The sequence below is a fragment of the Alkalihalobacillus deserti genome (assembly GCF_020734105.1).
GTDB lineage: Bacteria > Bacillota > Bacilli > Bacillales > Bacillaceae_D > Halalkalibacter > Halalkalibacter deserti.
On sequence record NZ_JAJAFR010000040.1, the window covers coordinates 1 to 13,724 of the forward strand.

11 protein-coding genes and 1 pseudogene are annotated in these 13,724 nt (G+C 33.1%); 3 read left to right on the forward strand and 9 right to left on the reverse strand.

Annotated elements, in window-relative coordinates; all coding sequences use genetic code 11:
• The coding region (locus tag LDX58_RS24915; protein ID WP_227940352.1) for a hypothetical protein at positions 1 to 218 on the forward strand (218 nt) is incomplete at its 5' end.
• A gap of 114 nt (positions 219 to 332) precedes the next feature.
• On the opposite strand, the gene LDX58_RS24920 is transcribed toward LDX58_RS24915, so the two are convergent.
• On the reverse strand, positions 333 to 4,211 hold the full coding sequence (locus LDX58_RS24920; protein ID WP_227940355.1) for a KAP family P-loop NTPase fold protein: 3,879 nt from the start codon (positions 4,209 to 4,211) through the stop codon (positions 333 to 335).
• Positions 4,212 to 4,447: 236 nt separating this feature from the next.
• Between LDX58_RS24920 and LDX58_RS26920 the strand changes: the two are divergent.
• Positions 4,448 to 4,556, forward strand: a pseudogene (locus tag LDX58_RS26920) (IS1595 family transposase); the annotation flags it as partial.
• Between the two features lie 325 nt (positions 4,557 to 4,881).
• Here LDX58_RS26920 and LDX58_RS24925 read toward each other — a convergent pair.
• The 5 genes from LDX58_RS24925 to LDX58_RS24945 form a co-directional block, all read right to left on the reverse strand.
• Complete coding sequence (locus LDX58_RS24925) at positions 4,882 to 5,082, reverse strand: hypothetical protein (protein WP_227940357.1); 201 nt, start codon at positions 5,080 to 5,082, stop codon at positions 4,882 to 4,884.
• A gap of 196 nt (positions 5,083 to 5,278) precedes the next feature.
• Complete coding sequence (locus LDX58_RS24930; protein WP_227940358.1) at positions 5,279 to 5,452, reverse strand: hypothetical protein; 174 nt, start codon at positions 5,450 to 5,452, stop codon at positions 5,279 to 5,281.
• Positions 5,453 to 6,651: 1,199 nt separating this feature from the next.
• Positions 6,652 to 7,119 carry a UPF0158 family protein gene (locus tag LDX58_RS24935; RefSeq protein ID WP_227940360.1) on the reverse strand — a complete coding sequence of 156 codons (468 nt, stop codon included), beginning with the start codon at positions 7,117 to 7,119 and terminating at the stop codon, positions 6,652 to 6,654.
• Between the two features lie 190 nt (positions 7,120 to 7,309).
• Positions 7,310 to 7,645 carry a hypothetical protein gene (locus LDX58_RS24940; RefSeq protein ID WP_227940361.1) on the reverse strand — a complete coding sequence of 112 codons (336 nt, stop codon included), beginning with the start codon at positions 7,643 to 7,645 and terminating at the stop codon, positions 7,310 to 7,312.
• Positions 7,646 to 7,992: 347 nt separating this feature from the next.
• Positions 7,993 to 8,835, reverse strand: coding sequence for an HAD-IIB family hydrolase (locus LDX58_RS24945; protein WP_227940363.1), 843 nt, complete (start codon positions 8,833 to 8,835; stop codon positions 7,993 to 7,995).
• A gap of 80 nt (positions 8,836 to 8,915) precedes the next feature.
• On the opposite strand from LDX58_RS24945, the gene LDX58_RS24950 reads away from it, so the two are divergent.
• Entirely contained in the window at positions 8,916 to 9,902 is a 987-nt protein-coding gene (locus LDX58_RS24950; RefSeq protein ID WP_227940365.1) for a LacI family DNA-binding transcriptional regulator, read from the forward strand.
• A gap of 75 nt (positions 9,903 to 9,977) precedes the next feature.
• Here the strand turns inward: LDX58_RS24950 and LDX58_RS24955 are convergent, their stop codons facing one another.
• The 3 genes from LDX58_RS24955 to ltrA form a co-directional block, all read right to left on the reverse strand.
• On the reverse strand, positions 9,978 to 10,358 hold the full coding sequence (locus LDX58_RS24955) for a hypothetical protein (protein ID WP_227940366.1): 381 nt from the start codon (positions 10,356 to 10,358) through the stop codon (positions 9,978 to 9,980).
• Positions 10,359 to 10,692: 334 nt separating this feature from the next.
• The gene (locus LDX58_RS24960; protein ID WP_227940367.1) at positions 10,693 to 10,959 is read right to left on the reverse strand and encodes a hypothetical protein; all 267 of its coding nucleotides are present in this window, start codon (positions 10,957 to 10,959) and stop codon (positions 10,693 to 10,695) included.
• Positions 10,960 to 11,171: 212 nt separating this feature from the next.
• Positions 11,172 to 12,941 (reverse strand): group II intron reverse transcriptase/maturase, encoded by a 1,770-nt coding sequence (gene ltrA / locus LDX58_RS24965; protein WP_227940368.1) that lies wholly within the window; start codon positions 12,939 to 12,941, stop codon positions 11,172 to 11,174.
• Between the last annotated feature and the right edge of the window lie 783 nt (positions 12,942 to 13,724).

The window sequence follows — 13,724 nt, forward strand, 5'->3', positions numbered from 1 at the left end:
CGTGCAGTGTAACGGGGACGATCGCTAATTTTTGTTGGGGCATAAGAAAAGCACCTCCTTTATTTAATACATGTATCGTACCAGGAGGCGCTGCGTATTTATATGCGTTGTTTGAATGGGGGCTTACATTGATACCTTTTATCTTTATAGAAAACAAGAATCTTTTAGAAAGCAGCCTTACTAAAACGCAAATAAAAAGTGCTTGGATTATAAAATAATCCCAAGCACTTTAGTTTGTTAAATGAATTGTTATTTTATTTTTTCTTTACATATCGGACTTACAATTGATAACAATAATTTTCACATAATAGGTATACCGCTTATAAACAAATTTATAAAATTGGTTTAACAAATCTATTTTTTCTAAAGCCAAATTTTTTAAAGACTATAGCTTCTTCATCCTGCGACAATAGCTTATCCTTAATCGCTTGTTCAAATTCCTTTTCTAAATAATAGAATTTAGCAATCTCTAACACTTTTTCTTTTGCTTCTATATTTACATTTCTAAAAGTAGGAATGATTTGAGATGCTATATGTTTCTTTTCACGTCCGAATCTGAAGCTGTTATAGTGAGTAAGAAGGATGTCACACATTTCGATAATAAAATCATCATCTGTGTTTCGTAAAATATCAACAATTAAGTTAGTCATAACCGCCTTATCTAATTGAGAATGATACGGAGCAGCAACCCTTAATAGCTTCCCTTTATACTCATTACCATCATCAACATTTGACCTAATAACATCGTCCAACAAAGATATTACTATATCTCTTTCTATTGCATTAAGTAATAAATCATGAACAATATTCACTTCAAGATTACGAAGCAATTCATAGAAAACAGCCTTTTTGTTATCAGCGTTTAATGCTTGAAAGAACCTCTCTATAACACTATTAATAACGCTCTTATTAGCTTCTCGTTGTTCATTTGTTAAACCCGCAATGTTCTTAACAAGGTTAATTGTATTGTCTTTCGAAATGGTCCTAAATTTCTCGAAAAGTTCACTTAAAAAACTACCTACCTTTACAGAAAGATTATCCACTAAAAAGTTAGCATACTGTTGTAAATTCTCATTTTGTTTGGTTATGAATTTAGTTGATGTTGATAGGAACTCAAATCCATCTAATTTAGTAGCATCGCTATTGGCTTGGTTCATGACATATTCTATCATCGATACTACTTTTGATTCAGGTGCATTTTGACCAATATGCATATATGCTTTGATAACCAAATCATGACGACCTTGGTTTGAAACATTATTATTTAAACCATTAATAAAATTAGTTACTACAGACTCACTTAAGCAGTGACCGACTGCGGAGAATAATTTCACAAAATCACTTGCCCAACTTTGTTTTTGGTTCCATTGATGGTTTTGAAAGGTAGATATTCCTTGTTGCATAGGCTTTTCAATAAAAGAATGATTTGCTTCATCTTTGCAAAGTAATGCAAAAAGAGCATAAACTCTATCAAATAAGGAGGCATTATAAGTGTTACTAATAATTGCAGGATTTATTTTGTTGAATAACTTCGTTCTTTGCTCTTTAGTAAAGTAACCATTTACCCTTTCTAAAATCTTATCAATATAAGACTGCTCCATTACATTTTCTACAACATAGTTAAATATTTCATTGAATATACTGAAGTCTGTCTCTTCCCTTTCTATGACTTGTTCCATTAATTTGATGAGTACATCTAATTTTTCATCATTTTCTTGATTCAAATGACTCAAAACAAACGTATCAAATTTTGTTGTAAAGTCATCATTCGTGCTAAGGCTAAAAGGAATTTTTTGTATTAATTGAACTACTTCCAACACTTCTTTTTCATCTTCAAACTCAAAGTCTGTAATAGCTCCTACAATGTTAGAGCCGGATTGCTCTTTAATATCGCCAATAATTGGAAATAACAATCTTAATATTTCAACCACCTTACTAGCTGGAGTATGAGCAATAACTTGAGGAATCGACTCAACAAACTCAACAGGGTAGTTGACTCTAATCACAGGAGCGATTTCTAAAAATGTAGCAATATCTTGGAATAATTGATGTTTATCAGCATCTTCCATATCAGCTATTAATTGATTAAAGAATGACAAATTAAAATATTCATTGTAAAGTTCTTTATGGTCTTGGTATAGACTGTGAATACTCTCAAAAGGGAAGAACGCATAGTCAGGATGTTCCAATGCTAAGAGTGACTTTACTTTCTCTTTAATGTTAGATGGCAATTTATTAGAAGCGGAAAGAAGTAACCCCAGAACATTTACAATGTCAGCTACAAAATCCTCTGATGACATTTCTTTACCTTGTGGCTTTTTCCAGTTATCACTCCTTGAAAAGAGCTCATCTAAGATAAAAACCAGTGCATTTTCTATACCATTTTTATTTTCAGACAGTTGATATACTGTAAGCACGTTTTGTTGCTCAACTTGCCAAAAACGAATGTTAGCAAGGTCTATCGTTTTTAATTGATAAGAAATTACATTTGCCAGTTCTATTCTCTTATCTTTAATATGATTAATTAATTGAATAGATGCTTTGATAACCGATGGCAAATCTCTTCTTGTAGAACGCTTAACTTCTTCAATAATGGCATCAATTAGATGCTCAGAATTTGGTTCGCTTTGCAACATAGAGATAATCTCTTTTTCATTACCACTAATCAAATTTTTCCTAATAGCTCGTTGCTTTTCATCACCAGCTTTTAATCCAATTGCGTCTTGGGCTAGATAAATGAACGGTGCAATATTGTCAACCGTGATATGCTGAGTTCTTGATAGGAAATTTATTAAACCCACATAGTGAGGCTTAATTTCATAAGTAGAGTTCTTCTCAATAAAAAGCCTTTTTATTGATGGTTTAACTTTGTTATCCTCTTTGTTTGAACCATAATAAAAATTCATTAAGTCTTCTAAGTAATTAAAATCTTTGCCTAGATTCATATATATATCATCGTAATCTGATTGTAAAACAGATAGCTTGGCAAGGAATCTAATTCCTTTTTTACCAGTCAGTAATTGTTGCTCTAATTTTCTACCATCTGACTCCCTAGAATTGGCAATTAAAAGATTGTTTGCTAAGGTGTTTAGCAATTTCTTAACTTGCCTTGGGGTATTTACTTCAGCATGAATTAGAATATCAATGATTTCTTCGAATTGACCATTACACAACTTTACAAGACCAGGAGCTTCTTGTTTAGCAATATTAATAGCATAATCGCTCATATCGTTTTCAATTATTGGGGGCAATGGAATTCTAAAATGAAATAATTTATCTAAGAAAAGGTCTCCATCAATTTCATTAGAATTATTCAATTTCTCTTTTTCTATTGCATTGATAAGAATACTTTCATCACAGGTTACAATAAAAATACACTCGTTAATTTCAACAAAAGCTTTAATCGCATCGAGAGCTGCAACTACTTTTTTTGTACTAAGCCTGTCCAAATCGTCTACAATTACTACCAACTTTTTGAATTTAGGGTTCTCTTTCTTATGATTAGCTATTGCCTTTTTAAATAGCTCCTCATACTCATCGGCAGTTTCAATAGGTTTGATTAATTTAACATCTGCTGTTTTTGATTGTATCGATGATTTGAAGACCTCTTGAAGTAATTTATATAACGGAACAACTATTATTGCCACCCATATATTCTCCTTGAAAATATCAAATGTATCGGATGCATTTTCAAGAAATGTGCTTGCAGTAAAAAATGCAATAATTCCATCCCATAGATACATGAGCAATAATATACTCGTAGAAGAAACTAAAAATAGTACAAGAAAGACCATTATTAATTGACCTAATGATTTTAATATCTCAGGTAAAGGTGTTGTCCTGTCCTCTACAGTTGCTTGTACAGAGGTTTCTCTCAATGGTTCCGTGAGTAATTTTAAATAGCTAACATCTTTTTGTTTGTTAAATGTTTGCCATAAATTCTTTAAAAAGGCTTTCTTAAGTGAATCGTTCTCGTACTTCCACGCATTTATTTCGTGTGTTTCAATTTCTGGTTTACCCTGCAATTCTTTTTTTAGCAGATTGATTATAGATGATTTCCCAACTCCCCATTTACCTATTAATGCAATATTATATGGAGGGTCATGCTCCTCAATAATTGTTTTCATGTTTTTTACATAGTCCTCATGGTGAAAGGCATCGTTTGTTTTATCCATTAAAGCAGTATCTTTTAAAAAATAACCATCCTTCAAGCAAACCAACCTCCTTTACATAACTATAATAATAACAAAATTTCAGCATTAATTGTGTTTTTTCGACTTTACTATCATCAATAGCTTGTTGTGGTGGCACAAGACCGCAATTGCTTCTTAGTATTCTTATGGGTTTTTTTCATAGATAGGTAAGTCCAATGGCGATGTATTGTAAATTCCTTGGCATTCGATGATAAAAAACATGGCAAGGATGATAAAATCAAGTGGCTGTAATCACAGATACTGCTACGAATTATAAGAAATTCGCTCTTATGAAGGAACTTAAACACGAACCAAAAACCTAAGCAAAGAGGGCATGTCAAAAAAGGCATATACCATCTTCAGTTATCTTTACTACACCCAAATAAAACTCTTCAAAATCAAATGACGTATCCTTGTTTATATGTACATAAGGTTTGGAATAATGTCCTATATAAAAAGAACATTGATGGTAATAATAACAGATTCCTTATCCAATCGTAAAATTGTAAATTACAATTGAAAATGTATGACAATTTGTACCTGTATTTGCAACTTAAATTGTTGCGATTAAATATTAAAAAGCTCGGTTTACACATCAGTGAACCGAGCCATTTTTATTAAGTTGTTTAATTTTTCTTATAACACTAACGCACCCTTTAGTTGAATAAGACATATTGATCTGTAATAGTTATTCTTTGTGGCTGTTATTTATCTCTTTTAACAATGTTATAATCTCTTCATTTTGTTTCATTTGTTCATTTGAATTTCTTTTTAATATAAAAAGCCACCTCGTAATAATAATCGCTAAAATCAGCGGTAATAAAGTTGTTAATATTCCAATTACACTGTAAAACTGAAACCAAATTGAGGGTGATGAAGCTTCCATCATAATCCCACCTCCTTTATCAAAAATGTAGCAATAAACGCACCTGTTCCTTACTATTCAATTTTAACATTTATTTTTTACATTTGGATAATTTATGTAAATCCTTCTTCTATTAACCTGCTCTTTACTTCAATAAGAAAAAAGAGCTGCCGATCCATATCGATCTTCAACTCTTGCACCCGTTTGTTTAATAACAAGCCTAAGTTTTTTTTCGACTGTAATATAAAGAGATGAGAAGATAAGTACCAAAAATAAAAGAAAAACAATAGATAATAAATTCTGAATTAAATATTCCCGAACTAAACCAAGCAGTTAAAAAGCCTAATATTGCTGCAACAAGGATAACAATAAACCCTTTAGTGTGTGGTTTCATCACTAAAACTCCTTCCTACTCCTTATTGAAGTAAAGCCCCCGTTTGTTGAAGAATTATTATTCTTAGATTTTGAACTCATAAGAGAAATTGTAAACAAACACCGAAATAATAATACATTCTATTAATGCCAGTACCGTAAACACAAAAACCCAACCCCAGTAGTTTTTACTTTCCTTTCTCCTCAAAATTAATTCTATTACAAAGAACGTGAGAGCCAAGTGAAGTGCGTATACATCCCCTATATATAACATCGGAATTACCGAAATTACATAAAGTATAAACGATATTACATCTCTCTTTATTCCTGAAAGTTTTTTTGTTATAAATTCAATTATTATTGATACTGGTAAACCATATACTAATAAACCTAAATAGAAATACATTGGCATCGTCGCATAAGAAAATACTATATCTTGTAGACTCCCTGGAACAATTTCATCTCGGAAAACACTTAATGGTACAAAATAAGGAATTACTAAAGTAGTTAACATTCCTGTTAATATCAGTGTAAGAATTTTTCTGCTTATAATAAAGGTCACCTTCTATTCTTTTTTCTTCAATACCATTGAAATTTACTAAGGTAAAAAATACTAATAAAGCCTTTTTAAGCTAGTCGAGTAGAAGAGAGTCTCTCTACCTTTCGGTAGATTGTACTCTCCCCCCTCACAGAACCGTGCTTGCGCTACTCACGCACACGGCTCCTCCTAGTTACCATTCACAAAAATAACTTGTAATTCCTGCTATCCGACTCCCTATCTGGCGTTTGGTTTCCTTACTTTGTATCGTTTGTACACCATACTCTTCTATCTAGAAAAGACCGATAGGGTCTCCCGAGTTGCCGTATCATATCAATGTGTTACGTGCCAAGGCCTCTGACCCCAGAGAGGTTTCATTCTTCTTGCCATTTACGAAGAATGAAATGTTGCTTTCTGTCGCAGTTAAAACATCAGCCCTCTCGATTTACTAACATTATGGGGCTCAATCCCTTCAACCATTTGGCTTTCGGCCCGCAACCTAACTGTCTACGCTTAAAGACTAAAGTTACCTTTAGCCCTCCAAGACTCGCTACGAGTAAGTGGCTAGTTCTTGCTCGACGGGAATCCCACCCGCTATATGATACGACCTAGGCTCGGCCGCACAACTGCCCGTTTGTTGAATAAGAAATGCGATCACCTTAAACAATCGCATACTGTCTTAATTATTCAATATAGTTTATGTTATTGTCCTGACACCACTCTATTGCAATTTGTTTAAAACGCTCGTCACGATATGAATACCATTGATCTTCGATTTCAAAATCTATTATTTTGTCCTTAAATCTTCTAAAGGCACCCTTTCCCCTAATTGCCCTCAATAAGGAATCCTGCTTCCGTTGATCACTTACTGTTAGGCAAAAGTCATCCATGATTTCATATTCATTTACTTCATATTTAGTAGGTAACTCTATGTAATTTTCAAAGTTTTCAACAACATCAATAGCAATCATTTTATTTTCTTGTTCCCATTCAGGTAAATGATCAAATGATTTTTCGTCTTCAACTGCTCTCAAGTCCTCCGATGTTACTAACACTATTTCACCTGTTTTAATATTTAGTAATGAACGTGACTCTTCAAACTGTATTTCCATTTCTTCAATTATATCTTTAATCTTTACTTGAATGTTCATAATATAGCTCACCTTCCATTTTTTCTAGGTAAAGTAAATCAATAATAAGAGTAAGAGTAAGAGGACCTGACAGAATATTTCAAATGAAAATTCCTATTATAAACAAAAAAATATGTTAAACCTCCGTTAAAATTTGATGTTATATCTAATCTTTCTCCGTTATCGATTTATGTAGGCTAAGGTCATCCTTTTATTTCATAGCGTGCTCAGTTTCAATTTCCTCACTTAACTCTGGGAATTGCTTCTTAAAAGATTTTACTATCTTTGTGGTTTTACTGAATACATATTTTTTAACCTCACCATAAGGAATCCATATCTCTCTATTCTGAATCTGTTCGTATAGGGACGATATAACTATATCGCGTTGATTAGGAGGTAGTTTACTTATTGCACGTCTTTCTTTCATTTTATTGTGGTAGAGTTTATAAAGTTCTGCTGCGATCCATTCCTTTTGGCTATTTTTCAATTGTGAAAAACGTTTGTTTGTTTGAAGTATCCTTCCGTTTACTTTGATTTGATTTTTCATTAAGAACCGTCCTTTAAATCATTATTAGCTAAGTTTAACTTTCTCTAAGATATTGTTATTGTCTCACAATTACTTTTGACTTTCGAATACATTAAAAACGGTATCGTTTAAAAATGAAAAAGATTATATATGACAATCGGGCAATGTAGTAAATAGCATCTTTACTATACATGAATTTTTAAGCGGGTATTACGGTGTGTAGTGAATTCTAGTTCCCATAAAGAAAACCCCTCCATAATCGTTTTACTAATACGATTATGGAGGGGTTTTTTCCTTGTATAACAAGTTATTTCTCTTCGTATATTTCTTCTAAAAATTACGCCAAATATCAATCATTGAAAACATTATCATTTAAAGATCCGCCTAAGAATTTCTAATATTCCTTGAGAATAATCAGTTTCTGTTATTTTATCATGTGAATTTTTAGCTTCTGTTGTAGCATTAGCGAGTAAATAACCATGGTGTACATACTTTAGCATCTTTATATCATTTCCACTATCCCCGAATGCTATTGTATGCGATAGTGGTACATTATAATAATTGGTCATAAACTTAACAATTTCTTTTTTTCCTGTTTTTAAAGGAATAAAATCTACATCAAAGGCACCTTGAGGATCACCTGCGTTGGGGTTGCACACATTTATATTTAATCCAATTTTGTTAACTTTGCACAATTGCTTGATAATATTAAGGTGATAAGTGCATTCTGGTATAGAACGTTTGAAATAATAATAGTTTTGTTTGTATTTTCTTTGTCCTAATTGGGTCTGTTCTACTAATTTAATATTGTATAGATCAGAAAGCTCTCTTACTATTTCTTTTACTACTTTTGTAGAATACGATGTCCTTTTTAATAGCCTTTCCCATTCTGAGTCCTCTTTTATAGAACCGTCATCAGTAACATGATATATTTCTGTACCAAGGTTGCTTGCTATGAAATGAGGAGCATACGCGATATTTGCCTTTTCCACTTTTTGAAGGATTTGATGAATGTCACTTCCAGTTACCCAACCTATCTTCACTGAATGTTTAAGTGATAATTTTTTTAAGTAGTTTTCAAGTTGTCGTAAATCCTTCAGTTGCTCTTTTGAACACTCATGAGGGAAGTAAGTTTCATCAAAATCAAAAAAAATGATGAACTTAGTATTTTCTGATCGAGCAAACCTCTTTCTGAATTTCTGTGGTATCATAAAATCAACCTCCTAAGTAATACCAGTAGATTAATTCATGAGACCGTTCCCAGGTCAATACCTTTTTAAAGAGGTGCTACATGTATACAATTCAAGATATTGCTAAACTAAGTGGTGTTTCTAAGTCAACTGTGTCCCGTGTCCTTAATAACCATCCTTATGTTTCTGAAGAAAAAAGAAAAAAAGTTCAGAAAGCAATCCAAGAACTTAATTATTTTCCTAACGGTATTGCAAAACAATTTAGAGCTAAAAAGACGAATTCGATTGGTATCATTACTCCTCAGATTGATCATCCGTATTATAGCTTTCTGATTAAACACCTTTCTACTAAGTGTTATCAAAAAGGGTATAAGCCTGTTATCTTACAAACATTTACTGACAAGGAGTTGGAAATAGCTGCCTTTTTACAACTTAAACATAAAGAGTTAGATGGGATCATTTTAACATCATCCCTCCATTCTCAAGAAGAACTTTCATATTATGCCGAATCTGGATCAATTGCTGTTTGCAACGAATCGTTTGATCATTCACATTTTGATGTGTTTTGTATTAATGAAGAAGAAGTTACTTTTCAATCAACAACTTACCTACTTGAAAAAGGCTTATCTAGATTAGGTTTTTGTTCCGATAATATCTCTACTCCCTCTCAGCAGGCTAGATTAAGTGGGTTCAAGAAAGCACATATAGCTAAAAAAATAGACTATAAGAATGAGTATTTTTTTAATAACGTAGCGACTATAAACGATGGTATTAATCTAGGGAACTTCTTGTATAAAGAAAAACTTAGATTGGATGGGGTATTTGCTGGCAGTGATTTTGTAGCAGCAGGGATTATAAAATCAGCAATTATAAATGGGGTAAGTATACCTAAAGATTTCTCAGTAATTGGTTTTGATAATCATCCTATATCAACAATCACCACTCCTTCGTTAACAACCATTTCCAATTGTATAGATGAAATGACGACCGATTTAGTGAACTGCTTAATAAGAAGAATCGAAGGGAATACATTGAATTTTAAAAAAACAATTTATAAAGGAAGTTTTATTGTTAGAGAATCAACTTAAATTACAATATAATATTTACTAATAAAAAGCACTTTCCTTAAGTTTAAGGCAAGCGCTTTTTTCAGGGTCAAATCTTTAAAAATTTTCATTTCTCATATTTCTTAACTTTAAGAACTTTTCAAAGTGAATATAAATAAAGCTAATCAAAAAACCAATAATCAAACCACCAATCACTGCATAACCACTCCATTCAACAATACCGCGTAAAAAAATACTATTCCAAAGGATGCTTTTCCAATTTTCCCAGAAGTAAGGGTCTTCTCCTAAACTGGATATGTGTAATTCTGGTCTTGTTGAAATTCCTATAAAAGCAAGTTGAACTGCCAGTTCTAGTAGCATCTTTTTCGATTCCGCACACGTTTTTCGGTTCATATATTCCGTAATCTCAATTCCCCAATGACTTGATACTTCATAAACATAGGGAGTAGAAAACTGATATTTCTTTATATTTTGCAACTATTCATCGCCCGCAAAACATCCTCCAATATATAAAGAATCATCTGAAATTCATCATCGGTAATCGGTAATGCTATATTACAACCAATATAACTAGCTAAACTCATTTCCACTCACCACTTTTCAATCTTCTTTAACTATTCTGCCCAATTCCTGAATAAGAAAAGAGCAATACTTTATGCAGCAATCGCGCCCGATTGTGGAAGATCTAAAAGGTTTTTTAGCTGGTTTAGTCGCAGAAGAAAAAAGGATCGCCGTAGCAATCCTTCTTAAATTCAAGCTCTCCGTTAATTCAATAACAAATAGATTTAAATTTCCTCATTTTGTACTTTATTTATCTGGTAAGAAGAAAAACTCCGAAAATAATTAAGGATGTACCGAATAAAATCAAAATTACTTTCATTAACCAATATGGAATAAACTTCAAAATAAAAGATAGTAAAAATATTACAATTGATGCAACTATTCCAGCATCATAAGTAGCAATACCGTCTATATATTCTGCCTTTTTATGTTTATCTTTAGTAAGTTTAACTCCCCAGATAATAAAGGTAGCACCTACAATAAAAATAATTGTTATCCCTATATACATCCAAATCATATTTCACCTAGCCTCATAACATCCTATATTTGCAATACTTTTCTTCATCGATAATAATAAATCCTTATTAATACAGATAGGTAAGGATTTGAAGTTATCGCTCCCTTTTCCCCCTGCTCGCACCGTACGTGCGACTTTCATCGCATACGGCGCTCCAACTAAACCAATTCATTCAATTCTATGTATTTAATGAAGCGTTTTATAAGTCCAAATCAAATTGAGTCATTTTGGCATAGTCTCCGAAGTTCATTGATCTTTTCTTTCTGCTTTCTATCTAATTGCAGTGCTTCAAGTAAAAGGTTGATTTTTTCAGTATTCTTTACATGTACTAGGCGATGAATAGCTTCGTGAAGCACTACCAGGTTTGAAAACCTGTCATCCTTTGAGAGATGATAAGGATTTTTATGATGGCAGTGCCAATCATTCAACCCTAACTCAACTCCAGTTACAGCACATTTTCCATACTGTGCAACGAACTTACTTATACGGTTGTCATTATACTCAATGGTTCGATTTGGAATAAAGCTTTTCATAATAGAACGTAGTACATTTTTGTTTATTGCCTTTAAGGTCTTGTGTATCTTTTCTCTGCCTTCGGCAGTGTAGTTACACGTATTTTGCGAGAAACACAGATTCGTTTTATGCCGTTGGGCATAAATGGGTACAAATACCATGTTTCGTATCTTAAAAAACTTCGGTTCATATCCCTTATAGCGTTTTTGTAATGTACTGGTCATATCCGAAAATTCCGCTTCTTTTCTGAGGTCTTTTAGTCGATTATATAAAGTCTTACTAAGGATGGAGGTTAACTCACTAAGATTATTTGTAATTTGTGTGGCTGCTGAATAGTAATTTTGAATTCCCATTACGACAGTATTATAATGCCAAACTGTCTCCATACAGGGTTTCTTTTGAATGACTTTTATAGCTTCTTTAATTTTTATGAGTGCATTGGACTTTGCTTTCTTCGTCATCTTTGATTGAGCCACGTAACCCATTCTCGTCTTACCTTTTCTAACGGCTTTAATCGAGAACCCAAGGAATTCTGACGAATTCTTCTTAAGGTTTATAACTTGTGACTTTTCATCGCTTGTTTCCAGATGTAACCTTGTTTTAAGAAAGTCTTTTACTGCATAGTTCATTTTTATCGCTTGTGATCTTGTACGACATAGAATTTTAAAGTCATCGGCGTAACGAACAATGAAGCACTCTTTTAAGTTAGTTTTTTTGAGAGCTTGATATTTTCCAGGATGCTTATAATTAAAGGTAGTTTTGAACGATTCCCATTGATCACTTACCCACCAATCAAGTTCGTTTAGGACAATGTTAGATAAGAGCGGAGACAAAATCCCACCTTGAGGAGTACCTTTTGTTGGAATGCCTTCTCTTTCAATTTCAGCTTTTAGAAGCTTTGAAATGATTGACAGAAGTGCCTTATCTCTTATACCAATCGACCAGATTTGTTTAAGTAGTTTACTATGGTTCACATTATCGAAAAAGCCTTTAATATCAACATCAATACAGTGGTAGAGTCCCGCTTGATTGATAAGAAATTCAAATCTAGCTTTGGCATGATGTGTACTCCTGTTAGGTCTAAAACCGTAGCTATGCTTATGAAATTTCGCTTCACAAATTGGCTCTAACACTTGGAGAATACATTGCTGGAGAATTCTATCCCACATTGTAGGAATTCCTAAAGGTCTAACTTTACCATTTGCCTTTGGGATAAACACTCGTCTAACTTTTTCTGGTTCGTATGCGCAAAGCATATGTTGAACCTTTTCAATTACTTGTTCCACAGACAAGTCTTTCACATCTTCGATGGTTAATTTGTTTGTGCCTTCCGTTTTACTCCCAGTATTTCTTTTGATATTTCGATAGGCAAGACGTATGTTTTCATCTGAACCAATTAGTCTCATTAACTCATAGAAATTTTGACCATCAGCACTTCGAGCATATAAGTTATCAAAACAAGATTGCATATCATAATACTCGTTGTGCCTCAGTTTCTTCCGTTTTAACAAGTCGGTGACTCCCTTGGGAGTTTAACCTCTTTTAGTCTCACAAGAACCTTATTATTCGATAAAGAACTGTCTTACATGGTTGAATGATTCTTTATTAGTCTAGTGGCTATCCCTCCATGTGGATTAGACATTTCATTGGTACTGTACCACCACTTTCACTGATATAAAGAAAGTTATACACTGGTTATTCTCACTAGCGTTTTCCTTTTCAACGTTTCATAGGGAGTAAGCCCTCCACGTTATCAGCTTACAACGTTGAATTATATCTATTATAGAAAGAACTTAGGCGCTTCCTTTAAGCCTGTTAGCCGTTCATATGCCTGTAACATATCATGGATTTTCATATTAGTTAGTTTTACTCATCCACTGCCAACCTCACAATTTGGTGATATACACATTTCTATGTATTGCAGGTGTAGACCCGTACATTCAGAAGTTCGTCAGCTTACCCCATTCTTGTAGGATAATTAAGCATTCTCACCGTATTCAATCAACTCAAGCATCATGATTTACACCACCCCCGCGGGTAGGCTTTCGACAGCTAAAAATCACTGTTACGGTAAATTCTTACGCCTTTTTGCCGAGCTTATAACACTGTAATTCTTACTAACTTCAGTGCTATTCGACTAAGAGAGCGCCCTTCAAGACGTTACTCTGTCATTTGACTCTTCGATATAATCCTTCAGTTCCAAAAGGAACTGTCTAGCCTTTACCAGAGTGATGTGACCATCCTCAATTTAA

Coding starts and splice junctions, on each gene's coding strand:
- LDX58_RS24925 (WP_227940357.1), bottom strand. CDS start 5,082: ATGATGGAAGCTTCATCACCCTCAATTTGGTTTCAGTTTTACAGTGTA.
- LDX58_RS24930 (WP_227940358.1), bottom strand. CDS start 5,452: ATGAAACCACACACTAAAGGGTTTATTGTTATCCTTGTTGCAGCAATA.
- LDX58_RS24935 (WP_227940360.1), bottom strand. CDS start 7,119: ATGAACATTCAAGTAAAGATTAAAGATATAATTGAAGAAATGGAAATA.
- LDX58_RS24940 (WP_227940361.1), bottom strand. CDS start 7,645: ATGAAAAATCAAATCAAAGTAAACGGAAGGATACTTCAAACAAACAAA.
- LDX58_RS24945 (WP_227940363.1), bottom strand. CDS start 8,835: ATGATACCACAGAAATTCAGAAAGAGGTTTGCTCGATCAGAAAATACT.
- LDX58_RS24950 (WP_227940365.1), top strand. CDS start 8,916: ATGTATACAATTCAAGATATTGCTAAACTAAGTGGTGTTTCTAAGTCA.
- LDX58_RS24960 (WP_227940367.1), bottom strand. CDS start 10,959: ATGATTTGGATGTATATAGGGATAACAATTATTTTTATTGTAGGTGCT.
- ltrA (WP_227940368.1), bottom strand. CDS start 12,941: ATGCAATCTTGTTTTGATAACTTATATGCTCGAAGTGCTGATGGTCAA.